General features: G+C 60.0%; 17 protein-coding genes. 4 read left to right on the top strand and 13 right to left on the bottom strand.

The features are described from left to right. Nucleotides 1–15: 15 nt before the first annotated feature. A complete protein-coding gene (locus V7080_RS00445; protein ID WP_334186423.1) occupies nucleotides 16–3624 on the bottom strand; it encodes an indolepyruvate ferredoxin oxidoreductase family protein in 3609 nt (1202 codons plus the stop codon). 241 nt (nucleotides 3625–3865) lie between these two features. Between V7080_RS00445 and V7080_RS00440 the strand changes: the two genes are divergently transcribed. Next, complete coding sequence (locus tag V7080_RS00440; RefSeq protein ID WP_334186422.1) at nucleotides 3866–4162, top strand: EF-hand domain-containing protein; 297 nt, start codon at nucleotides 3866–3868, stop codon at nucleotides 4160–4162. Here V7080_RS00440 and phhA read toward each other — a convergent pair. Both phhA and hppD read right to left on the bottom strand, forming a co-directional pair. After that, a complete protein-coding gene (phhA, locus tag V7080_RS00435) occupies nucleotides 4159–5058 on the bottom strand; it encodes a phenylalanine 4-monooxygenase (protein WP_334186421.1) in 900 nt (299 codons plus the stop codon). The two genes, V7080_RS00440 and phhA, sit on opposite strands and share 4 nt — an antisense overlap. Nucleotides 5059–5127: 69 nt before the next feature. After that, the gene (hppD, locus tag V7080_RS00430) at nucleotides 5128–6240 is read right to left on the bottom strand and encodes a 4-hydroxyphenylpyruvate dioxygenase (RefSeq protein ID WP_334186420.1); all 1113 of its coding nucleotides are present in this window, start codon (nucleotides 6238–6240) and stop codon (nucleotides 5128–5130) included. Between the two features lie 168 nt (nucleotides 6241–6408). On the opposite strand from hppD, the gene V7080_RS00425 reads away from it, so the two are divergent. Beyond that, a complete protein-coding gene (locus V7080_RS00425) occupies nucleotides 6409–6900 on the top strand; it encodes an Lrp/AsnC family transcriptional regulator (protein WP_334186419.1) in 492 nt (163 codons plus the stop codon). 23 nt (nucleotides 6901–6923) lie between these two features. Here V7080_RS00425 and V7080_RS00420 read toward each other — a convergent pair whose 3' ends face one another. Next, entirely contained in the window at nucleotides 6924–8057 is a 1134-nt protein-coding gene (locus V7080_RS00420) for an ABC transporter substrate-binding protein (RefSeq protein ID WP_334186418.1), read from the bottom strand. 12 nt (nucleotides 8058–8069) lie between these two features. Here V7080_RS00420 and V7080_RS00415 point away from each other — a divergent pair, with 12 nt between their 5' ends. Both V7080_RS00415 and V7080_RS00410 read left to right on the top strand, forming a co-directional pair. After that, nucleotides 8070–8288, top strand: a complete 219-nt coding sequence (locus V7080_RS00415; RefSeq protein ID WP_334186417.1) for a hypothetical protein — start codon at nucleotides 8070–8072, stop codon at nucleotides 8286–8288. Nucleotides 8289–8308: 20 nt separating this feature from the next. Continuing rightward, nucleotides 8309–8983 carry a GNAT family N-acetyltransferase gene (locus tag V7080_RS00410; protein ID WP_334186416.1) on the top strand — a complete coding sequence of 225 codons (675 nt, stop codon included), beginning with the start codon at nucleotides 8309–8311 and terminating at the stop codon, nucleotides 8981–8983. Nucleotides 8984–9046: 63 nt separating this feature from the next. Here the strand turns inward: V7080_RS00410 and V7080_RS00405 are convergent, their stop codons facing one another. The 9 genes from V7080_RS00405 to V7080_RS00365 all read right to left on the bottom strand — a co-directional run bounded on the left by V7080_RS00405 (nucleotide 9047) and on the right by V7080_RS00365 (nucleotide 23414). Next, a complete protein-coding gene (locus tag V7080_RS00405; RefSeq protein WP_334186415.1) occupies nucleotides 9047–13381 on the bottom strand; it encodes an EAL domain-containing protein in 4335 nt (1444 codons plus the stop codon). 171 nt (nucleotides 13382–13552) lie between these two features. After that, on the bottom strand, nucleotides 13553–14656 hold the full coding sequence (locus tag V7080_RS00400) for an ABC transporter substrate-binding protein (RefSeq protein ID WP_334186414.1): 1104 nt from the start codon (nucleotides 14654–14656) through the stop codon (nucleotides 13553–13555). Between the two features lie 69 nt (nucleotides 14657–14725). Next, complete coding sequence (locus V7080_RS00395) at nucleotides 14726–16834, bottom strand: TonB-dependent receptor plug domain-containing protein (protein WP_334186413.1); 2109 nt, start codon at nucleotides 16832–16834, stop codon at nucleotides 14726–14728. Between the two features lie 31 nt (nucleotides 16835–16865). Next, a complete protein-coding gene (locus tag V7080_RS00390; protein WP_334186412.1) occupies nucleotides 16866–17681 on the bottom strand; it encodes a hypothetical protein in 816 nt (271 codons plus the stop codon). Then, nucleotides 17678–18496: a citryl-CoA lyase gene (locus V7080_RS00385; protein ID WP_334186411.1), complete on the bottom strand. Its 819-nt coding sequence runs from the start codon at nucleotides 18494–18496 to the stop codon at nucleotides 17678–17680. The genes V7080_RS00390 and V7080_RS00385 overlap by 4 nt, the downstream gene beginning before the upstream one ends. Nucleotides 18497–18517: 21 nt before the next feature. Beyond that, nucleotides 18518–19267, bottom strand: coding sequence for an SDR family oxidoreductase (locus V7080_RS00380; RefSeq protein ID WP_334186410.1), 750 nt, complete (start codon nucleotides 19265–19267; stop codon nucleotides 18518–18520). Between the two features lie 25 nt (nucleotides 19268–19292). Continuing rightward, on the bottom strand, nucleotides 19293–21140 hold the full coding sequence (locus V7080_RS00375; protein WP_334186409.1) for a thiamine pyrophosphate-binding protein: 1848 nt from the start codon (nucleotides 21138–21140) through the stop codon (nucleotides 19293–19295). Nucleotides 21141–21454: 314 nt separating this feature from the next. Then, nucleotides 21455–22687, bottom strand: a complete 1233-nt coding sequence (locus V7080_RS00370; RefSeq protein ID WP_334186408.1) for a multifunctional CCA addition/repair protein — start codon at nucleotides 22685–22687, stop codon at nucleotides 21455–21457. Between the two features lie 4 nt (nucleotides 22688–22691). Beyond that, complete coding sequence (locus tag V7080_RS00365; protein WP_334186407.1) at nucleotides 22692–23414, bottom strand: glutathione S-transferase family protein; 723 nt, start codon at nucleotides 23412–23414, stop codon at nucleotides 22692–22694. Between the last annotated feature and the right edge of the window lie 123 nt (nucleotides 23415–23537).

Raw genomic sequence — 23537 nt, 5'->3', positions numbered from 1 at the left:
GCAACGGATCAGCGCTCAGGCCGCATGCTGTGCCGCATCCACCGTGGTGCCTGAACTCATGCCGAACTCCTTGAGCAAGGCCTGCTCCTTCTCCTTCGCCGCCTTCAGATGCCTCTCCTTTACATGCCCGAAGCCGCGGATATCGGCCGGGATGCTGGCGATGGCGACCGCTTGCGGAAGATTGCCGGCATTCAGGCGCGACAGCAATCCGGCAACGGTGTCACGATACTGCCTGATCAGCGCCCGCTCGGTCTTCCGTTCCGCCGTGTAGCCGAAGATATCGAGCGGCGTGCCACGCAGGAACTTGAGCTTCGCCAGCGTGGAAAAGGCGCCCATCATCCATGGGCCGAACTCCCGCTTGACGAGATGCCCGTCGGCGTCGCGCTTGGCCAGCAAGGGCGGCGCGAGATGAAACTTGATCTTGTAGTCGCCTTCGAACATGCCGTCGATTTTCGCCTTGAACGCGGTGTCGGCATGCAGGCGCGCCACTTCATATTCATCCTTGTACGCCATCAGCTTGAAGTAGTAATGCGCTACCGCTTCGGTCAGGCGCAGTCCCTTCTGCGAGCCCGTCAAGGCGGACTCCTTCGCGCTGACCTCCTCGACCAGCGCGCGGTATTGCTGCGCATAGCCGGCATTCTGATAAGCGGTGAGGTACTCCACGCGGCGTGCGATCACATCGTCGAGCGTCGGCGTGCGCTTGAACTCGATGACCTGGGCGGCGGTATCGTTCTGCTTCGCCAGCCGCTCCACCGCATCCCAGTCGTGCGCAGCAGTGCGTCCCCAGATGAACGACTGCTTGTTGAACTCCACCGAGACGCCGTTGAGCTCGATCGCCTTCATGATGGCCGCTTCCGACAGCGGCACCCAGCCTTTTTGCCACACATAGCCGAGCATGAACATGTTGGTGGCGATGTTGTCGCCCATCAGCGCGGTGGCCACCTTGCCGGCGTCGATGAAATCGACCCGCTCGGCACCGCAGGCATTGCGGATGTCCGCTTCCGCCGCCGCGCCCGGATACTTCCAGTCCGGGTTCTTGACGAAGGCGGCGGTCGGCGTGCCGGTGCCGTTGACGGCGGCATGGGTGCGTCCCTCGCCCATGCGGGACAGCGCATCTCGGCTGGCGGTAACAATGACGTCGCAGCCGATCACGAGGTCCGCCGCGCCGGTGCCGACACGGGTGGAGTGAATGTCTTCAGGGTGATCGGCCAGGCGCACATGCGACATCACCGGCCCGCCTTTTTGTGCGAGGCCGCTCATGTCCAGCACTGAACAGCCCTTGCCTTCCGCGTGCGCGGCCATCGCCAGGATCTGGCCGACCGTGACGACGCCGGTGCCGCCGATGCCGGTGACCAGGATGCCGAACGGCTGCTGCGTCGACGGCAGCACCGGCTGCGGCAGGTTGCTGCCCTGCAGGATGGGCAGTTTCTTCGCGCCGGCATTGTCGCTGACGGCGGCTTTCTTCGGCTTCTTCAGCTGACCGCCTTCGACAGTGACGAAGCTCGGGCAGAATCCTTTCACACAGGAGAAATCCTTGTTGCACGACGACTGGTTGATCTGCCGCTTGCGGCCGAATTCGGTTTCCATCGGCTCGACCGACAGGCAGTTCGACTGCACGCTGCAGTCGCCGCAGCCCTCGCAGACCGCTTCATTGATCACCGCCCGCTTGGCCGGGTCAGGGTATTCGTTGCGCTTCCTGCGGCGACGCTTTTCGGAGGCGCAGGTCTGGTCGTAGATGATGGCCGATACGCCGGTGATCTCGCGCATTTCCTTCTGCACGGCGTCGAGTTCGTCGCGATGGCGGATGGTGACGCCCGGCGCCCAGTTCACGCCGGCCGGATACTTGTCCGGATCGTCGGTCACCACCACGATCGGCTGCACCCCTTCCGCCGCGATCTGGCGCGAAATCATCGCCGGATCGAGCGGGCCGTCGACCATCTGGCCGCCGGTCATCGCGACCGCATCGTTGTACAGGATCTTGTAGGTCATGTTGACCTTGGCCGACACCGCGGCGCGGATCGCCAGCAGGCCGGAGTGGAAATAGGTGCCGTCGCCGAGATTGGCGAAGACATGCTTTTCATTGGTGAACGGCGCGTGACCGACCCAGGTGACGCCCTCCGCGCCCATGTGGGTGAAGGTAGACGTGCTGCGGTCCATCCACAGCACCATGTAGTGGCAGCCGATTCCGGCCAGCGCCCTGCTGCCTTCCGGCACTTTCGTCGATGTATTGTGGGGACAGCCGGAACAGAAATGCGGAATGCGGTCCTTGGTCGGATCCGGTTTGCTGCCGACCTTCAGCACGGCTTCCTTCGCCTCGAGATAGGCGATGCGCTCCCTGATCCGCTGTTCGATCGGATGGCCGGAGAAATACTTCGAGATACGCGCGGCAATCGCCCGCGCGATCTGCGCCGGGTTCAATTCATACGTCGCCGGCAGCAGCCAGTTGCCGTGGCCTTCCCGATGGTCGCCGCTCCATTCGCCGGTATCGTCGAACTTGCCCACCACGCGCGGGCGCACATCGTCGCGCCAGTTATAGAGCTCTTCCTTCAACTGGTATTCGAGGATCTGGCGCTTTTCCTCCACCACCAGGATTTCCTCGAGACCCTGCGCGAATTCACGCACGCCTTCCGCTTCGAGCGGCCAAGTCATGCCGACCTTGTACAGGCGGATGCCGATATCGCGCGCCACATGCTCGTCGATGCCCAGGTCGGCCAGCGCCTGGCGCGTATCGAGGTAGGACTTGCCGGCGGTGATGATGCCCATGCGCGCATGCGGGCTGTCCCACACGATGCGGTTGAGCTTGTTCACCCGCGCATAGGCAAGCGCCGCATACCACTTGTAATGATTCATCCGCGCTTCCTGGTCGAGCACGGTATCGGGATAGCGAATGTTCAGGCCGCCCGGCGGGAGTTCGAAGTCCGCCGGCGTGATGATCTGTACCCGCTCCGGGTCGAGATCCACCGAGGCGCCGGATTCGACGATGTCGGTCACGCATTTCATCGCCACCCACAAACCGGTGTAACGGCTCATCGCCCAGCCATGCAGGCCGTAGTCGAGATACTCCTGCACGGAGGAGGGATACAGCACCGGGATGCCGCAGGCCTTCAGGATGTGTTCGCTCTGATGCGCGGTGGTCGAGGACTTCGCCGCATGGTCGTCGCCGGCCAGCACCAGCACGCCGCCATGCCTGGCGGTGCCGGCCATGTTGGCATGCTTGAAGACGTCGCCGCAGCGGTCCACGCCCGGCCCCTTGCCGTACCACATCGAGAACACGCCGTCGTATTTGGCATCCGGGAAGAGGTTGACCTGCTGGGTGCCCCAGACGCTCGTCGCGGCGAGATCTTCGTTTATGCCTGGATGGAACTTGACGTGATGCGCCTCGAGATGCTTCTTCGCCTTCATCGCGGTCATGTCGACATTGCCGAGCGGTGACCCGCGATAGCCGGTGATGAAGCCGCCGGTGTTGAGGCCGTCAAGGACATCGCGCTGCCTCTGCATCATCGGCAGGCGGATGAGCGCCTGGGTGCCGGTGATGAACGCACGGCCGCGTTCCAGGGTGAATTTGTCGTCTAGGGAAATATCATCCAGCAGCGGACGCTGTCCGGTGGAAAGTGGTGCGTTCATTGAGTCTCCAGGCCAAAAATTGTGTCTTTGGATGCGATGATTTCGCTGTCAAACTGACATGCCTTGTGGGCGCGTCGTTTATTGTTTTGACATGCTGCACATTAGCACAAGCGCACCTTGCACTCAATGCACGGTGCAGCACAAACGCAGGATTCATGCGGTGTAACAAGCCGTAACTGCACTGGTGCAAGCCGGAACTATTTCCTACAGTCGGTCGTTCACCGAAGCAAGCGGAGCAAGTATGCAATTCACCATTTCGTTCACGCTCATGAGCATTTTGCTCGCGGGCGGCATTGCGATTGCGCAGGCGCCTTCCGAACCAAAGCACGACATCAAGCCGTTGAAGTACGTGCCGAAATTCAGTGAACTCTTCCATAATGCCGACCGGGATGGCGACGGCGCACTTACCAGGACGGAAGCGGGCGAAGCGAACATGGGCCGCACCGTCGAATATTTCAATTACATCGATACCAACCACGACGGCAAGGTCACGCTGGACGAGATGCGCGCCCTGATCCGCAACCGCATTACCAGTTAAGCAATCGATGCGTCCGGCCGGTTCGGGCCGATGTCCGTTTCCCCCGCAAGCAGACTGTCGGCGGGCAACGGCGCCAGGGTTTTCAGTTTTGCGTACAGCGGCGTGAAGTCCGGCGCGGTGTCGTTGAAAAGCTGCTCGAAGTCGCGGATGACGAAATAGGTTTCCTGGAACGAATCGATCTTGTACTGGGTGCGCATGACGCGCTCCACGTCGAAGGCGATGCGGCGTGGCGCCGGGCTGGTCAGGCAATGCTCGATCTCCGCGCCCGAAGACAAAATGCCGGCGCCGTACACCCGCAAGCCTTGTGGACTTTGCATCAATCCAAATTCAATCGTGTACCAGTAAAGCCGGGCAAGATAGCTCAGGCCATCCAGCTTCAGCGCCTTCAGTCCGCCCTTGCCGTATTCCTGCAGATGGTCGGCAAAAATCGGATTGAACAGCAGCGGCACGTGGCCGAAGAAATCGTGGAATGCGTCCGGCTCGACGATGTAGTCGAATTCATGCGGCTCCCGCAGCCAGACGGTGACCGGAAAGCGCCGGTTCGCCAGGTGCTCGAAGAAGGTCAGGTCGGGCACCAGGCCGGGCACGGCAACCAGTTGCCATCCGGTGGCCTTGTACAACGCGTCCGTCGTCCGGTCGAACTGCGGAATCCCGTCGGCGGCATCCATCTTCGCCAGGCTGTCGATGAACACATCGCAGGCGCGGCCGGGCAGAAGGCGCGCCTGGCGTTGATACAACCGCCGCCACAACGCATGCTGCTCCGGCGTGTAGGCGTTCCAGTCCTGCGCAACGACATACCGCTCATCGGCCTGCGAATAATCGCCGCGCAGCTTGCCGCCGTCGGACTTGTCTTCCATTGTCTTAAAGAAATCGGCCTGGTCTACTGTGGTGTTCATACTCTGTCTCCGTATGGCATCTCTCCCCTGCCGGACGATCCGGCGAGAGGACGAGATGCCTGTGTTGTGTCAGGCCGAAACGTCTTCGTCCTTCAATACACCGCGCCGGATCTGATCCAGTTCGATCGACTCGAACAAGGCGCGGAAGTTGCCCTCGCCGAAGCCCTGATCGCCCTTGCGCTGGATGATCTCGAAGAAGATCGGGCCGATGACGGTCTGGGTGAAGATTTGCAGCAGCAGTTCGCGCGTGGAGGAATTGCTGTTGCCGTCGATCAGAATGCGCAGGCGCTTCAAGTCTTCCAGCCGCTCGCCATGATCCGGCAATCGCTTGTCGACCAGGTCGTAATAGGTTTCGATCGTGTCCTGGAACACTACCTTGGCGTTTTTCATGCCCTCGACGGTGGCGTAGATATTATCGGTACCGAGCGCGATATGCTGGATGCCCTCGCCGTGGTACTCGTCCAGGTATTCGGCGATCTGCGACTTGTCATCCGACGATTCATTGATCGGAATGCGGATCTTGCCGCAGGGAGAGGTCATGGCTTTCGACTTCAGGCCGGTGAGTTTGCCTTCGATGTCGAAGTAGCGGACTTCGCGGAAGTTGAACAGGTGCTCGTAAAACTCCGCCCATTCCTTCATGCGGCCGCGGTGGACATTGTGCGTGAGGTGATCGATATAGGTAAGGCCGTGTCCGACGGGATCGGCTTGCGCACCGGGAATCGCAACGAAGTCGACGTCATAGATGCTGATGTCGCCGATGCCGCCCGACGTGCCGTTCTTGCCGCGCCAGCGATCGACGAAATAAATCAGCGAATCGCCGATGCCCTTGATGGCGGGAATGTTTAATTCCATCGGACCGGTCTTGTTGTCGAAACCCCATGCGCCGAGTTCCAGCGCCCGCTTGTAGGCTGCGGCCGCGTCCTTGACGCGGAAAGCGATGGCACAAATGGACGGGCCATGCTTGCGTGCAAAACGTTGAGCGAAGGAATCCTGTTCCGCGTTGATGATGAAGTTGATGCCGCCTTGGCGGTAGAGCGTCACATCCTTGTGACGATGCCGGGCAATGGCCGTGAAGCCCATTTGCTCGAACAGCGCGCCGAGTGCTTTGGGGTCGGGTGCCGCATATTCGATGAACTCGAATCCATCAGTGCCCATCGGGTTTTCCCAGGGTTGGAAATCCATGTCTGTCTCCTGTTTGGGCACGTCGGCTGGTCGCGATACGGCCCGGCTGAAAAGGTTGATATCGATTTCAGTATAGACAAGTCATTGAAGTATAAAATTGCGAATTTTGGCTTCATTCAAGCATTCTGCGCAATAATATTGCTCTTTATTTTTTATTGTGAGCAAATTATGCCAAAGATAGAGATCGACAAGACCGACCGCAAGATTCTTTCGATACTGCAAGCCGATGGCCGCCTGACGAACCAGGAAGTGGCCGAGCGGGTTAATTTGTCGCCGTCGCCCTGCCTGCGACGCATCAAGAACTTGGAAGAGAGCGGCATCATCCGCCAGTACGTGGCGCTTCTTGATCCGGACAAGATCGGCCTGGGATTGCTGGCGTATATCAATGTCCGGCTTGAAAAGCACAGCGATGCGCCGGCGGCCGGCTCCCGCTCGCCGCGCGCCGGCTTTGCGGCATCCGTGGCCAACTGGCCGGAAGTCGTGGCCTGTTATGCAATGACCGGCGAAATGGACTATCTGCTACGGGTCCATGTGGAGGACATGGAACATTTCTCGCGCTTCATGATGGAGACGCTGCTGCGCCATCCGGCGGTACTGGATGTGAAATCCAGCTTTGCCCTGCAGCGTCTCAAGGATACGACCGCCTTGCCACTGCTGTAAGCAGCATAGTCGATGCCGCAACGTCAGCGGACAAACCGCCCGTCCTTGCCTATCATCGTCAGTTCCACATACTCGCTGCCGGTGTGATCATCCGGACCGTAGGTCACCATCAGGCCACCGAAGTCGACGCGCTGCATCGATTCCATGGCCTTGATAAAACTTTCACGGGTAGGATTCTTGCCTGCGCGGCGCAATGCTTCGACGAGAACCTTCGCGTTGACGAAACCTTCCATCGACGGATAGGAGATCGTCGCACCGGTCGCTTTTGCCGCTGCATTGAATTCCTGTCCCAGCCGGGTCGACAGCATGTGAGGCGCCGGTGTCGTCTGCGTCACGATCACGCCCTGTCCCGCCGGGCCGAGATCCTTCACGAAGGCTTGCGACGAATTATTGGATAGCGTCAGTATTTGCATCCGCCCGCCCTGTGCACGAATCGCCTTGATCACTTCGACGGTATTTTTCGCGGAACTGATGATGAGCAGGGCGCCCGGCTGTGCAGAGATGACTTCCGTCGCGGTTGCCGCATAGTCCGGGTTGACGCGCGCAAACTTCGAAATAGCGACCGGCGCGAGTTTGTGCGCCGCCATCGCTTTGTTGAATCCTTCCAGCCCGTCTTTTCCGAACGCATCGTCAACATGCAGCAGGCTGATCTTTTTCACGCCGGTTGTCGTGAGGTGCTCGATCACCTTGCCGATTTCATCATGGTACTTGGCGCGGATGTTGAACAACTGGCGGCTGATCGGTTCGTGGAATACCGTCGCGCCCGTGCTGGGTGCCACGAGCGGAACATTGTTCTCCGCCAGCAGCGGCAGCAAGCCCTGCGTATGCGGCGTGCCGCGTCCCTGGAACAATGCGAACACACGCTCTTTCCTGATCAGCGTTTCCGCGTTCGCCAACGTCAGTGCGGGATCGAACTTGTCGTCGAGAGTCAGCAGCTTGATCTTGCGTCCGTGCACACCGCCCTGCTTGTTGACCAGCGCGAAATAGGCTTCCGCGCCTTCATTCATTTCCTTCACCGGCGCGGCGACGGTTCCTGTCACACCGACAGTTTGGCCAATCAGGATCGTGTCGACGGTTACTCCATCTTCGGCGAGCGCTTCGGATGTCGAAGCATTGAATAATACAAACAGCATGATGCAGGACAGAAAGCGGATCATGGCAAGTTTCCTTTGAATAACGAAGAAGGCTGGCGCATTGTTCGCTCTTTGTCACATGCGGGACAATTGTGGGTATTACGTAACACGCTGCGCGGCAATTTGCATGCACAGCCATTGAGTTGTCGCAAAACGGTGGCATTTAAGGACTACGAACCCGACAGGATTTTTTACATCGCCTACAATGCCTTTGTGCGTTGCAACAAATACGCGATACCTGCTGAGGCCGCATGAACCCGACCAATTTGTACACTATGTCATCCGAAACAAATCTTGTTAGTGCAAAGCAGCAGCATGGTGGCGACAAGCCTGTCGTGCGCGTAAAGGAGTTATCCGAACGCGACCGGCGGCGCATGCTGATGCATTTTCTGGCACTCGACGAAAATGACCGCCTGTTGCGTTTTGGCTCCGTCCTTCCGGACGAATTGATTACCCGTTATGTGCAGCGACTGGACTTTACGCGTGATGCCGTGTTTGGCGTATACGACAACAATCTTGCGCTGCTGGGCGTCGGCCATCTCGCCTTCGCGCCACGCGAAGCATTTCCGGTCATGAGTAGCGCAACCCTCAAGGAACGCGTTGCCGAGTTCGGCGTGTCGGTCTCCGCGTCCGCGCGCGGCCTGGGCGTGGGCTCGAAGCTGTTCGAGCGAGCGGCCATCCACTGCCGCAATGAAGATGTCGATACGCTCTACATGCATTGCCTGTCGTCGAACCAGACGATGATGCATATCGCGAGGAAGGCGGGCATGAAGATCCACCGGGAGCATGGCGAAGCCGATGCCTACCTGAAGCTGGAGCCCGCGGACCCTTTGAGCGTATTGCGGGAAGCGATGGATGAACAGGTCGCCACCTTCGACTATTCGCTCAAGGCCAATACCAAGGCGGCGTTCAAATGGTGGAACAGGCTGCCGCGTTTCAAGACCAAATAACGGAAGCACCCGAACAATGCGGCCGGCCATGTCGACATGGCCGGCCGCATTGTTGTTTGGCGATCAGATATGCAGCTTCGACATCGCGTACCGCACGAACTGCTCCGCGGGCACCGGCTGGCTTAGCAGGTAGCCCTGCAATATGTCGCAGGATTGCTGCCGCAGGAACTGCAGCTGCGCCTCGGTTTCCACGCCTTCCGCCACCACTTCCAGCCGCAAGCTGTGTGCGAGCGCGATGATGCCGGTGACTATCGATGCATCATCGGCATCGTGCGAAACATCCCTGACAAAGGAACGGTCGATCTTGATGATGTCGACCGGAAAACGCTTCAGGTAGGACAGCGACGAATACCCGGTACCGAAATCATCGATCGACAACCGCAGGCCGAGGCCCCGCAGGCGATGCAATGCCTGCAGCGTGTCCTGCGCGTTTTCCATCAGGGTGCTTTCGGTGATTTCCAGTTCCAGCAAGTCCGGCGGCAAGCCGGTGTCCGCCAGCGCCTGTTCCACCGTGGCGGTGAAATCTTTCTGCAGCAGTTGCTTGACCGATAGATTTACCGCAACGCGTATGGGCGGCATGCCGGCCTCGATCCATTTCTGCAACTGCGCGCAGGCAGTGCGCAGCACCCATTCTCCAAGGCGGGTAATCAGGCCGGTCTCTTCGGCCAGCGGGATGAAATCGGCCGGCGACACCATGCCGCGCACCGGATGCTTCCAGCGCACCAGCGCTTCCATGCCGACCAGGCGCCCGTCGCTCACGCGAGCCTGCGGCTGGTAAAACACTTCGAATTCCTTGCGGTCGAGGGCGCGCCGCAAGTCGTTTTCCAGTTGCACGTGGTCGGAGATCGATTGCTCCATCGACGCTTCGAAAAACTGGAAGCCGCTGTGATTTTTCTTGGCGCGGTACATCGCGGTATCCGCATGCTTGAGCAGCGTGCCGACATCGGCACCATCATGCGGATACAGCGAGATGCCGACGCTGGCGGTCACGAAAATATCGTTACCGTCGATCTGGAATGGCGTACCGAGTGCGCGGCAAATGTTCTGGGCTGCGGCCACCGCCGCATTCGGGCCGACGACATCGGTCAGGACCACGGTGAATTCATCACCGCCGAGGCGGGCAACGCAATCGGCATTGCGCACGCTGCGGCGCAGGCGCTGCGCCACCGCCACCAGCAGACGATCGCCGACATCGTGTCCGAGCGTGTCGTTGACATTCTTGAAGCGGTCGAGATCGAGGAACAGCAACGCGACCGATTCGCCGGCCTGCCGAGCATGTTCGATGCGGTGTCCGAGCTGATCGATGAACAGGGAACGATTCGGAAGACCGGTCAGCGAGTCGTTGTACGCCAGGTGCCGGATGCGTTTCTCCGCCTGGTTGGCATCGATGATGCGGCGGACACGCTGCGACAGCACGGCGAAATGGATCGGCTTTGGAATGTAGTCGCTGGCGCCGGCGGCGAACGCCCGCTCCACCGACACGTTGTCTTCCAGCGCCGTGATCATCAAGACCGGGATCGCCCGGCCATGCGGCAGTTCCTGCACGCGTGAGCAGGCGGTGAAGCCGTCCATTACCGGCATGACCGCATCCATCAGGATGACGTCCGGATGCAGGCGCTTGAGCATTTGCAGTGCCTGCGCGCCGTCGGCCGCTTCCTCGACCCGGAATCCGTCGCGCTGCAAAGTGTGGCGCAACGAGTTGCGCGTGCTGCGGTCGTCATCCACCACCAGCACCTGCGGCGCCTCATCGTCCTGGCGCGCACTCAGCCGGCCCTCGATATAGACTTCCGTACCCAGCACGACGGCCACCGCGTTGTACGCTTGGCGCAAACGGCCCAGCAGCGGCCGGATCTCCACCACGCGCTGCTCGAGCGCGAGTTCCTCGATTTCCTTGGCGATCTGCGCCAATGCGGTTGCGCCCAGATTGCCGGCGCTTCCCTTGATCGAGTGTGCCATTGCGCGCGCGGTATCGGCGTCCGCCGCCTCGACCGCCTGGTCCAGCTTGTCGAGGTAGGAAGGCGTGTCTTCCAGGAAGGGGCTGATGGACTGCTGGAGCGACGGCCCGAGTATTTCCCGCAGTTTTTCGAACACCGCCTGGTCAAGCGGACTGGCGTCGGTTTCGGCGAAATCCAGTTCAGGCAAATCCGCGCGCGCCGCGCCGCGACGGGGAAGCCAGCGTTCCAGCTTGTGCCGCAGTTCGACCAGGGTGATCGGCTTGGCGAGATAGTCATCCATGCCGGAGGAAAGGCATTTTTCCAGGTCGCCCTGCTGCGTGTTGGCGGTCATCGCCACGATCGGCGTGCGCCTGCCGAGAGGTTCCTCGAAATTGCGGATATGGGCAGTGGCTTCATAACCGTCCATTTCCGGCATGTTGCAATCCATCAGGACGAGATCGAAGCGTCCGCGCCGAACCGCCTCCATCGCTTCCCGGCCATTGGCGGCAAATTCGCAATGACAGCCGTTCATTGCCAGCATCCCCGCCGCCACCATCTGGTTGGTGCGATTGTCTTCCACCACAAGCACGCGGTACTCCGTCGTGGTCGGCGCGATGTGGCCGATCTGCGGCGTTACGCAAGACTCGCCATCGTTGCCGCCCGACATGAGGCGGCGGATGGTTTCCAGCAGCCTGCCGAGCCGCAACGGCTTGCCGAGATGCGCTTCGCCGTTGAGCGGCGCGGCATCGACCGAGGGATGATACCGGTCCAGTATCAACAAGCGCGGCGGCGATACGCCGGCGTCCGCCCGTATGCGGCGCGCCAGGTCGGCACCGCGCTCATCGCTGGCGTTGATATCGGCAATGATCAGCTCATACGGCGCGCCGATGCGCTCGGCACGTCCCATTTCGGCCAGCGCTTCGCGGCCATTGTGAACCGCATGGCAGCGCATGCCGCGGTTGGCCAGGTTCTCTTCAAGGAAATCACGCACGATCTCGCTTTCTTCCACGATCAGCACGCGCATGCCGAGAAAGGCATGATCCTCCACATCCGTCGGCGCCACCTTGCCCGGGCTGCAGGCGATGGTGAACCAGAAGCTGCTGCCTTTCCCGCGTTCGCTGTCGACACCGATGCGGCCGTCCATGAGTTCGACGAGTTGCTTGGAGATCGCCAGTCCGAGTCCGGTACCGCCGTATTTGCGCGTGGTGTTACGGTCGGCCTGAACGAAGGACTGGAAGATATTCTGCACCGCGTTGTCGTCCATGCCGATGCCGGTATCGCTCACTTCGAAGCGCAGCATCAGGTTGTCGCCGTCGCCGATGCTCGCGATGCGTATCGCCACCTCGCCCCGCTCGGTGAACTTGACCGCATTGCCGATCAGGTTGAGCAACACCTGTCGCAGACGCAGGGCATCGCCGTTGACGCGGTCCGGTACGCCGGGCGCCAACAGGTATCCGATCTCGATGCCCTTCTGCTGCACTTGCTTGGCCAGCAGCTCGATCACCTCCTCGACCAGCTTGCGCAGGTCGAAATCGACTTTTTCCAGTTCCAGCTTGCCGGCTTCGATCTTGGAGAAATCGAGGATGTCGTTGATCAGTTCGATCAGTGCACGCGACGAATTCCATGCCACATCCACGCATTCCTGCTGGCGCTTGGTGAGCCGCATTTCCTTCAGCATGTCGAGCATGCCGACGATGCCATTCAGGGGCGTGCGCACTTCATGGCTTACGGTTGCGGCGAACTGCGCCTTCGTCAAGGCAGTGCGCAGCGCCTCGTCGCGGGATTGCTTCAGCTCGGCCTCGCGTTCTTCCAGCACCGCCATCATCTTGTTGAACGCATGCGCCATCTCGACGATGTCGCGCGGACCTTCCGGTGTCGCGCGCATGCCGGATTCGCCCGATTCCGCACGCCCCATCAATTGCGACAATGCGTTCAGCGGCTGCACCATGTGATGCGCCAGCAGGCGCATCACCGCCAGCAGCATCGCCGCAAACGACAGCGTGATTGCAAGGTTACCGAACAACAGGGAAGCGACAAGGCGATGCAACGTACCCTTGCCGATCACGACTTCCACATAACCAAGGAGTTGCGGCTGCCGCTCCTGCACATCGAATGGCGACGGATCGGACTGCCCGCCGTAGACGGGCGCACTGAATCGCCATTGATCGCTGGACTGCGACACCAGCATTGCCTGGGAGACCGGAGTGCGGGCGATTTCCGGCGGCCGCGGCGTGACATTCGCGCCCGCCTTGGCTTCGGACAGCAGCACCTGTTGCGTGGCGTTGCGCAGCTCGACATGCAGCACGTCCGGAAAGGCAAGCGTCGTCGCGACGCCTTCGCGTACGTTGTCGCCGGAGTGGTAAAGCAGGGCGAGCACACTCTGCCGGGCGAGATTTTCCGCGATGCGCACGCCCTGCTCCACCAGGTAGCCTTCCATCCGTCGGCTTGCCTCCCATGAGTTCATCAGGGATGAGAACAGAGCGAGTCCTAGGATGGCTGTGCTGACAGTGATCGTCAGCTGACGGCGGAAACGGGTTTTGCGAAGATAATTGCGAAGCATGCGGCAGGAACTACATTGAATGTGCGGCCTTGGCCACACGGTATTGAATTGAAGAGTCGCTTGTCGATCGAAACATCATGGCTCCGGAAAGATGTAGTCGAAACTGCGCTGCTGCTGGTAGCCGATGTTCAGGCCGATGTGGCTGGCGGTACGAACATTGACCGCCGTATTCACTTCGCGGAGAGGCAGCACGCCGCGCTTGCGCGGGTCGCCGGACAGGACACCAAAAGCTGAGTTGGCCAACGTACGGCCCATTTCGACGTTGTTCGGATATAGCGCGAACAGAACACCCTTCTTGACATGCAAAAAGCTGCTGGAGAACACCGGCACGTTGCGGTTCCACGATTCCTTGAGGATCATGGGCAGGACTGCGCCCTCATCCACCGTCGTACCGTCTTGCGGCAGCCAGATCGCATCGCGCCTGCCGTCGATACCGGCAAAGGCAGTTTCGTACATCCTTGCCGCCGAAGACAGATCACGCGCCTCGTAGGTCACCAGCTCCAGGCCGTGTACCTTGGCCGCCTCGCGTGCCAGCCGGATAAGCCACTCGTTCTGCTGAGGATTGTATATAACAATCACCCGCCGCATACCTGGCAGCAAGTTTTTGAGGCGCGAAAACAACAACGCGGGATCGGGCGTCAGGCTGATCGCGAGCAGGTTCCGGCTGTCGGCTTCGGGGACCGACAACACCCCGCCGGCGACCACCGCAATATCCTTGTCCAGTCCTGACATGACCTTCAAACCCTGGCGCCCCAGCGTGATGGCGACCTTGACGCCATTGCGCTTGAGCTGCGCACGCAGTTCCGACGGGTCGACATTGGGACCGATCGCATACTGCCGCACCGGCGCTCCCGCCGCGTCCTCGATGCCCTCGATGATCTGGGCGAAGACGCTTCTGTAAGGCTCGCCAAGATCGGGATAGACGACGGCAATCGAGGCGGCGGACGAGGGTTCCACCCGTTTGGGCTCGGTCGCGTCGGCCAGGCTGACAAGCACCGGCTCATAACGAAACGGACGAAACAGCGCCCCCGCGCCCGACATGAGCGGCATGGGCAACCTGTCCGCTGCGTCGTAGCGCGGGAGTTCCGGGCCTGCGCTCGCGTCGAGGGCGACCGTCCAGGCACAAGCGAGAAGCCATAGCCGGACAAGCGCGACGGATGGTTTCAGTCGACGAGTCATCCTGACACCACATGCCGGAAGAACCTGCCGTTCAGCACAGCCATGCCGCGATGCGGACCGACGAGCCGACTAGAAACTGTGCTGCAATTGGACATAGAGAGCACGGCCCGGAAGCGGGAGATCGTAGGGAATGTTGCCCGGTGCCAGACTTGGCTCCCTGGCATCACGGTTGAATACGTTCAGGACGGTCGCGCGGAAATCCCAGTTGCCCGCGATTTTTTCACGGCGAAGCGTGAGATCGACCGTGGTGTAATCCGCGACGGGTGGCCGTGCATCGCCGGGTTGCCGTTTCCGGTCGGCGACATGATTGATGGTGGTGCCGAGCTGCCAGAGTGGCGCGAAACGCCAGTCCGCTCGCACGAACAAGCGCTTGTGCGGCGCCAGCCCGGCGTCTTCGCCTGTCACGTCATCAGTGGATCGCTGGTACGACCAGCTGCCCGTCAAACGAAGCGTCCGGGTGGCGTCCCAGGTGGTTTCGAACTCGAAGCCGTGTCCGGACTGGCTGCCGCTGTTCTGCGCTGTCGAGCCGGTCGTCGGGTCCGCATTCGGGACGAAGCGGATGATCTCCCGCATCTGGTAATTGAACAGGCTCAGATTGGTCTGCAGGTTGGAAGCCGCCTGCCACGAGAGCGCAAGCTCATTGGTGGCAATCGTCTCTGGCCGCAATCGCGGATTGCCGATGGTGACCGGATTGTTGATGCTGTACAGCTCGGTGAAACTCGGCGCGCGGAAAGCCCGGCCATGCAGCGCCTTGACGACGACGTTATAGGCCGCGTCCCAGACCAGCGCCAGCCGCGGATTCGTCGTGCTGCCGAAGTCGGAATAACGGTCATGACGCACACCGGCGGTCAGGGTCCAGTCCTTCGCCATATTCCACTCATCCTGGGCGAACACATAAGCCAGATTGCGCTTGTGCGGCTGCATATACACCAGCGGCGTGCCGGTCACATCGATGAGCCCCGGCAGCGGGGTGAATACCGGACCGACGCCGGGGACGGTGACGATGTTGTAGTTCTTCGTCTCCGTCGCCGAATACAAATCTTCGAGTCGCAGACCGGCGCCAGCTCTAACGCGATGTTTTTCAAATCCTGTGTAAAACGCAGAAAAGCTCATATGCGCATGACGTTCCGAATGCGCTGGATTTCCTATCACTCCATTCGGAAAAACACCGCCGAAAGCTCCCCGCGGAAAGAGCGTGAACGGAGGATTGCCGGCCTTCTCCTTGATGTCGTAGTATCCCAGGACGCCTGATATATCCCAGTTCGGCATCCAATTGTTGTTGTGATAGTTGAGATCGAGATACAGCCTGGACTCAGGCATCTTATCTTCAGGGGAAAGGCTTTCGGCCAGGCCCGCACCGATACCGACCTCGCGCTTTTGGTAACCCATTCGAAAACGCCATGCGTCCAGAGAGAGATCCGCTCTCACATCCAGCGCATTGCGGGAAGCATTGACCGGACCGGGTGCCAGCGAGGCGCGAGTGCCGAAGATACGGTCCAACGCAGACTGCGCATCCTGTTGAATAATCCCATCCTGGCCGTCGGTATGTCCTACACGGAGGAACAGCGCAGCCTCGACCGGACCAAGATTGCCTCCATGCTGAAGCCAAGCATCACGGGTGTTGAAACTGCCAATGCGGGCGCCGAACTCGGTCCCTTTAATTTCCTTTGCCGTTTTCGTAATGATGTTGATGACACCCGAAAAAGCATCCGCGCCATACAGGGCGGAGCCTGGGCCTCGTATGACTTCAATGCGCGCGACATTCTCGAGTGGCATCCCGCCCCATGCCAGGCTTCGGTTCCCGACAAACACATTGGTGATCGGCAGCCCATTCACCAGCATCAACACCTGGGGATTATATGTAGTACTTATTCCGCGAAAGCTGTAGATCGGGTTTGAGGTAAGGGATGACATGGATACATGCAGACCGGGTACGCTTTCAAGCACCTGATTCAGATCGATCGCACCCATTGCCTGAATGTCCTGCGCGGTAATCACCGACGCCACGGCCGGTGCCCGGGACAGTGATTGCTGGCTTCCGGTCGCAATACTGACAGATGCCTTGTCTCCATAGGACAGCGCCAGTTCTTCTTCGTCGCTTTGCTGCGCTTTCACGCTGCCCATGGTCGCTAGCAAAGCAGCGCCGCACAGAATACGGGATGGCCAATGTAACTTCATTTGAATTCCCTTGCTCGGTCTCTTCTTATCGTCATTGCGAATCGCTCCAACGACGTTTCGCCGGACCCGCATAATGGACTTGTGAACACTTGAGAGCGAATGTTGCGCCTTCAGGCCGCTCCGCGGCCTCCAGATAGCATGGGGGCATTCCTGCTTGAAATGAAGGCAAGACGAAAAGGTAGCACTCGCGTGGTGAAAATCCCATGTCGAGCGGGATGGCGACTGTCACGGCAGCATAGTTAATGGGAAGCTTTCGTCCCATTTGAAACAATGTCCGCTCGATCTCAAAAGCCAGTCGAAGATACGGCCCTTGCTCGAGATTCTCCCGCTCCATGAGGGCGAGCACCGCGGGAATCCGTTCGTCAATTTTCGATGTGGCCACCGGTCGACCATATCCGAGAATATATCGGTGCCGTTCCAACTCCAGCGTCAAAATGTCTTGCAGGGACTGACCGGCGATGACGCATTCGTGTGCGCGCACGAGAAAATCGGCTGCCGCGAGTTCCGGCTGCCACCCATATATGGCCGCCTCGGAAACGGCGATGGCGGCAGCAACACCGAGTGCGCCCGTACTTCGGGCACTGCCGGCCAAGGCAGCTACGCGATTGTTCCAAAGTCTCGCATCCGGATAACTCGTGTAGGTCCAGAGCGCATGCAACAGCTTGACTTGCGCCGGTAGAAATCGCTTCCCCGTGATACCCAAGGTATACAACTCAACCCAGTCCAGTTCCTTCAAATCGGCATGCAGGTCATGGCCACGGAAAACGGCTCGCTCACCAGGAAAGCAACCGCCCATTTTCGTCCGCAACGGCCCTTCGTAGTCTTGTAACGGATGCTTACTTTTCACGCTACATCCTTCGCTGTGCTGCCCTTCGGATCATTCTCGATATCCAATGCGAAGAATGGAAAATTCCGGAAGCCTTGCCTGCCCTGTTCCAACGCGTGCGCGGCCGCGCCTGGAAGGCGCAGAAGCAAGGTCAACATTTCGCCCTCGCCAGGTGAAAAGCGCAGATCCATAAACCCCGCCGCCGCCGCACCAATCATTGCCAGCGGCCGCTCCGCGGCACGCTCAAGCGCTATCCGTTCGCCGAGCAACCATGATGCGTGCCCGCCAGGAGCAATGTTTGCAAGCGTCGTGAGTGTCTGGATTGCCGGTTTGGCACATTCACGTCCATACGGCTCGAATCCCGGAGGGTGTTCCGGATGCGGCCAAACCTGCATGCGCGTAGGTTGCGCCGGATCGCTCAGGCCGGAAATCCACGCCTGAAGATCGTTGCCCCGTTCATGCCATGCTTCAAGAACCAGAAACATTTCTCGTCCGCCACCAAAGGAGCCTGCCCCAGCGGCCAATGCAGCCATCAGAGCAGACGCCGCTGTCGATCCTCCGACGCCCGCCGCCATCGCGGCATGGACGGAAGGATCACGTGGCCCCGGATTTGCCAACGCCACCGCCAGAGCATTCAGCAGCGCAAGTGCCTGTGCATCAGGACGTTCGCCTTTGAACAGCAAATAAAGATATTCGAGATAGCCTGCCTTGCCGAGCACATCACCATACACATCATAGCCCCGGCAATAACAAGCTTCCGCGGAGTAGGGATTGTCGGGCTGGGCCTCTTCTTCCCACAATTCGGTGCGGATCACCTGACCGATTAATTCACTCATGATGATTAAATCAACCTTTACTTAAAGCAGACTCATGCCGCCATCAATCACGAGCTCGTCGCCGACGATGTAAGACGATTCGTCCGTGGCGAGGAACAGCGCTGCCTTGGCGACTTCCGTAGGCGTGCCGAATCGCTTGATGGGGGATTTCCGTTCGATTTCGCCCTTGATGCCCTGGACCATGTCGTCCGGAAGGCCGAAGCGATCGAACATCGGGGTCGAGATGGGCCCGGGGCTGATCGCGTTGATGCGGATGCCCTTTGCAATCAGCTCGAGCCCCAGGGTTTGCACGAGTGACCGTAATGCCGCCTTGCTTGCGCTGTACACACTGAAGTTCGGTGAACCCATCTGGTTGGCGATGGAGGTGGTCACGATGATCGAGCCGCCGTGGGTAAACAGAGGCAGCGCCTTCTGGATCGTGAAGAATACGCCCTTGAGATTGATGCCGACAGTTTCATCGAACTGCTCTTCGGTGACGAATACGAATGGCGCCGGTTTGGCAATCGCGGCATTGACGAACAGCACATCGAGGCGGCCGAACCGCTCTTTAACCTGCCCGATCAACGATTCGATCTCGCTTAACTTTCCCGCATCGCTTCGAGCGACGAGGACATCGTTCCCGAATTCTTCCTGCGCGCGCGAGAGACTGTCGCGATCCCGTCCGGTTACGGCGAGACGGGCGCCCTGCTCGTGAAACAGGCGGGCCGTTGCCAGGCCGATTCCACTGACACCGCCGGTGATCAAGGCGATTTTTCCATTCAGCCGTTCCATTGATACTCCTTTTTTATTAATGTTGTTAGACGACGGTCCCCAATGTCCGCATCCGCAGGCTCATTGGCGGCACCTCTTCCGAATCGATATGCACATCGAGCAGGGTCGGCCCCTTGCGCTTGCAGATCGCATCCATATCAAGCGCCGCAAAATCCTCCGGCGTGCGAATGGTGCAGGCATGCGCACCCATTGCGCGCGCCATGGCCGCGAAATCCGTGGCCGGCAGCTTGAATGCGATCCGCTCCGCGCGCGCGAGCTGCTGGCCGTGCTTCACCATGCCGAGCGCGGCATCGTTCAGGACGACGAAGATGACGGTCAACTCTTCCGCCAGGGCCGCGGAAAGTTCCTGTCCGTTCATCAGCATGCTGCCGTCGCCGGTGATGCACACCACGGGGACGTCGCGATTGCCGGCGGCGGTGCCGACCGCGCCGCCGATTGCCCATCCCATCGGCGCGAAATCCACCGTGACGCGCAGCCAGCCGCCTTCGCTTTTGCGCCGTCCGGGAGCGGGTTCCCTGCCGCCGATGCGGCGCTCACTTCGCCTGCGATCCCAGAGGTGAAGGTAATGCACGGCCCAGGCCATGCTGTTGCCGGCGTCCGCCAGAAAGCGGGTGCTTTCCGGGAACAGTTGTCCGAGTTCCCGCATCAGTCGCTGCGGCTTGATCGGCAGGGCATCGCTGGCGCATTTTTCCCCTTCCGCCAGGACGAGATGGCGATTGACCTCCTGAAACGACGGCTTTGTATGAGCGCGCGCGGGGTTGCCCATGTCTTCGCGCATGAGTTCCGCGAGCCGGCCGAATACGGACAGGATGCGGCCCCTGACATGCAGTCTTGCTATGGGACTGCGGGCCAGGTGGTCTTCCGATTCATCGATGTGCACGAGCTTTTTGTTGAGAAGCGACTCGCTCCATCCGCTGCTGGTCCATTCGCCCATGCTGGTGCCGATGGCAATGATCAGGTCGACAGCTTCAACGCGCAGCGCGGCATCGGCGGATACATGCCCGGCAAAGCCGAAAACGCCCCGGTACAAAGGGTGATCGGGATTGATGAAGCCCTTGCCGTCCGGCGTGGTGACGAAGGTGGCGCCGATGAGTTCGGCGAATTGCAGAATGACGCCGGCCGCTTCGCCGCACCAGCCCCCAATCACTATGACGACGTTGTTCGACTCCTTCACCAGCCTCGCCAGCGACTCGGTCGCGTTCTCGTCCAGCATGGCAGGCGGCTGCAACAGGGTCCGCAAATCATAGGCGGCCGTTTTCGACGGACTTCGGAAGACATCGACGGGAAACGACAAATGCACCGGACCGCGCGGTGTGCGGGTGGCGCGCATGAGCGCAGTGATGAGCTTTTGTTCGAGTTGTTCCGGATGCGAGACTAGCGAGTTGTAATGCGTGCAATGACTAAGCATGCCAAGCGTATCGATGCCTGTGCAGGAGGATTCCTGCAATGCCCGTTTGCCGAATGCAGGCAACGCCGGCTGGCCGGTGATCACGAGAAGCGGAATGCTGTTGTCGTACGCGCATGCGACGCCGGTAATGAGATTGGTTGCACCCGGACCGGAGGTCGCGCAGCAGACGCCGAGCTTGCCGGTCTCGCGCGCATAGCCATCCGCCATGAACGCCGCACCGGACTCGTGGCGGGCAAGCATGGGACGCGTGCCGCCCCGCCGCTCACTTCTCGCAAGCGCATTGTAAAGCGGCTCGATCGCCCCCCCGGGAACGCCGAAGATATATTCGACACCGATCTGCTCGAGATATGCGATCAGCAGGTCGGCGACTTCAAATGGGATGTCGTTGGAGGTATTTAGTTTGTTGACGGCACCGGCATGGTTCCGGTTATGTTCGTCCGGCGCGAGCGCGGTATTAGTCGGCATGGGGATTCTCGCTATGGCATTGCACAACGCTTTGTGAGCGCCGCAGACATGGACACAGCCATCGTGATGTAGAGCCGAAGGCCGGCGATTACTCGCAGGCAATGTTACCGTAATTCACACGAGGAGTACGACTGGTTTTTGCCTTGTTACAGCTTTTTACGAAAAGATGTGGCTAACAAAATGCGAGAGATACAAGCTTGGCAATACTATGAAAAGCCGTCGCACCACTGTCATATTTGTTAGTAATGTCGTGAATGCATGATGAAATGACCATGCCGTGCGGCGTGGCGTTTTATGCCGGAGGCAGGGTGAAATTAGTTATTGCGCCTGCAGGAAGCAACGAATTCTGACACTGATGCAACGCGTGCGGCGTGGACGGCTTGCGCAATGAGCTGCGGTTTGTCGACGCAATGTTTGGCGACTTCGCCTGCATTGACTGCCTGGGCGGCAGACAGTGCGGCGCGAAGATAAGGCGCTTGCGGAAACGGACGGTCCGTGAATCCGGCGCGTCCGCGATGATCACATTCGGATGCCTGCAGCATGTCGATGAAACGTTGCGGCTTGCGAAATGCGTCGCAGCGCTCGAACAATTTGACAATGGTGTCGGGACGCAACTCCAGCGCACGGCCGACGTTGCCATGCTCGCGTGCAGTCATGCGCGCCAGGTCGCGGCAGTCGTTGGGTATCTTGAGTCGCTGGCACACCTGGTCCACCAATGCAACACTGCGGCCTTCATGACCGTGATGACGCGGCCATTCGGATTCCGGCGTGGTCCCTTTACCCAGATCGTGCATCAGCGCTGCGCAGCGGACTGGAAGATTGCACCGTTGTTGTGCAGCGTAGTCGATGACCATCATGACATGGACACCTGTGTCGATTTCTGGATGATGTTTTTCCGGTTGCGGCACGCCCCACAGCGCATCGAGCTCCGGCAGTATGCGTCCCAGCGCGCCGCAGTCACGCAGCACGTCGAACATGCGCGACGGTTTTGCTTCCATCAGGCCGCGCGACAATTCCTGCCACACACGCTCCGGCACCAGCGCATCCACCTCCCCCTGTTCCACCATGTGCCGCATCAGCGCGGTGGTTTCGGGTGCGACGGTGAATTCAATGAAGCGCGCTGCGAAGCGTGCGACGCGCAGGATGCGCACCGGGTCCTCGGCAAACGCAGGCGACACGTGGCGGAAGATGCGCTGCTCGATGTCGCTGCGGCCATTGAACGGATCGATCAGCGCTCCGTCCTCGGCCTTGGCGATGGCATTGATGGTCAGGTCGCGCCGGATCAGGTCCTGTTCGAGAGTGACGTCGGATGCGGCGTGGAAGACAAATCCCTTGTAGCCGGGCGCGGTCTTGCGCTCGGTGCGGGCCAGCGCATATTCCTCGTGTGTTTCCGGATGCAGAAAGACGGGAAAATCCTTGCCGACCGGCGTATAACCCAGCGCGACCAGGCTCTCGGGCGTAGCACCCACCACGACATGATCATGATCCTGAACCGGCAGGCCGAGCAATTCATCTCTTACCGCGCCGCCGACAACATAGGTTTTCATCGTGTTACGACGTCTGATCCGGATAGCTTTCGTACTTTTCGAGGCGTTCTGTTTCGGCCAGGGCCTCGCGCATCCACTGCGACACTGCGGGATGATCAGCGACGCGATCGGCATAGGCCTGGAGAGCCGGCGCCAGCGAAACATCGTAGGTGCGAAAACGCATGACGATCGGAGCGAAATACGCGTCGGCGATGGAGAAATCGCCGAAAAGAAATTTATGCGGACCGGATCGCGTCAGGCAGTTTTCCCAGATTTCACAAATGCGTCCGATATCGGCCTGTGCTTCCGGCGTACGGCCCTTGCCGGGAAAGCGGGCGCGGATGTTCATGAACATTGCCGTCCGCAAGCCGGTGAACCCGGAATGCATTTCCGCGCAGATCGAACGGGCATGCGCCCGCGCCGCCACATCGAGCGGCCACATGGCTTTTTCCCGAAACTGTTCCGCCACGTATTCGCATATCGCGAGCGAATCCCATACCGTGATTTCGCCTGCGACCAGCACCGGAACCCGGCCGGCGGATGAGTATTGCGCAATGTGTGCCGACGTCTCCGGGCGGCCAAGGCTGAGGCGGACCTCTTCGAAGGGAATGCCGAATGCCGTCATCGCGACCCAGGGGCGCATCGACCATGATGAATAATTCTTGTTGGCGATCACCAGCTTGAGGCCGGCATTTCCTGCGGCATCGAGGGTTCGTGACAGGGTGGGATCAAGTTCGGTGGTTTGCATAACGACTGCCTGAAAGGCTCGGTTGTCCGGACCATGAGGATAAGGGTTTTGCGCTGTTTTGCCAAACAGTCATCTTTGCCGGCTGTTTTCCGGGCATGAAAGAATGCCGTTGAATATCCCTTC

Origin of the sequence: Noviherbaspirillum sp., assembly GCF_036846085.1 — a bacterium.
Lineage (GTDB): Bacteria > Pseudomonadota > Gammaproteobacteria > Burkholderiales > Burkholderiaceae_D > Noviherbaspirillum.
The sequence above is the reverse complement of the archived record's forward strand: the minus strand, read 5'-3'. Positions and strand labels throughout refer to the sequence as shown.

What these genes read in the sequence shown, in the direction of transcription:
- V7080_RS00420 (WP_334186418.1), bottom strand. Translation starts at nt 8,057, where the DNA reads ATGATCCGCTTTCTGTCCTGCATCATGCTGTTTGTATTATTCAATGCT.
- V7080_RS00425 (WP_334186419.1), top strand. Translation starts at nt 6,409, where the DNA reads ATGCCAAAGATAGAGATCGACAAGACCGACCGCAAGATTCTTTCGATA.
- phhA (WP_334186421.1), bottom strand. Translation starts at nt 5,058, where the DNA reads ATGAACACCACAGTAGACCAGGCCGATTTCTTTAAGACAATGGAAGAC.
- V7080_RS00440 (WP_334186422.1), top strand. Translation starts at nt 3,866, where the DNA reads ATGCAATTCACCATTTCGTTCACGCTCATGAGCATTTTGCTCGCGGGC.
- V7080_RS00385 (WP_334186411.1), bottom strand. Translation starts at nt 18,496, where the DNA reads ATGAGTGAATTAATCGGTCAGGTGATCCGCACCGAATTGTGGGAAGAA.
- V7080_RS00365 (WP_334186407.1), bottom strand. Translation starts at nt 23,414, where the DNA reads ATGCAAACCACCGAACTTGATCCCACCCTGTCACGAACCCTCGATGCC.
- V7080_RS00375 (WP_334186409.1), bottom strand. Translation starts at nt 21,140, where the DNA reads ATGCCGACTAATACCGCGCTCGCGCCGGACGAACATAACCGGAACCAT.
- V7080_RS00405 (WP_334186415.1), bottom strand. Translation starts at nt 13,381, where the DNA reads ATGAACTCATGGGAGGCAAGCCGACGGATGGAAGGCTACCTGGTGGAG.
- hppD (WP_334186420.1), bottom strand. Translation starts at nt 6,240, where the DNA reads ATGGATTTCCAACCCTGGGAAAACCCGATGGGCACTGATGGATTCGAG.
- V7080_RS00395 (WP_334186413.1), bottom strand. Translation starts at nt 16,834, where the DNA reads ATGAAGTTACATTGGCCATCCCGTATTCTGTGCGGCGCTGCTTTGCTA.
- V7080_RS00400 (WP_334186414.1), bottom strand. Translation starts at nt 14,656, where the DNA reads ATGACTCGTCGACTGAAACCATCCGTCGCGCTTGTCCGGCTATGGCTT.
- V7080_RS00370 (WP_334186408.1), bottom strand. Translation starts at nt 22,687, where the DNA reads ATGAAAACCTATGTTGTCGGCGGCGCGGTAAGAGATGAATTGCTCGGC.
- V7080_RS00445 (WP_334186423.1), bottom strand. Translation starts at nt 3,624, where the DNA reads ATGAACGCACCACTTTCCACCGGACAGCGTCCGCTGCTGGATGATATT.
- V7080_RS00380 (WP_334186410.1), bottom strand. Translation starts at nt 19,267, where the DNA reads ATGGAACGGCTGAATGGAAAAATCGCCTTGATCACCGGCGGTGTCAGT.
- V7080_RS00410 (WP_334186416.1), top strand. Translation starts at nt 8,309, where the DNA reads ATGTCATCCGAAACAAATCTTGTTAGTGCAAAGCAGCAGCATGGTGGC.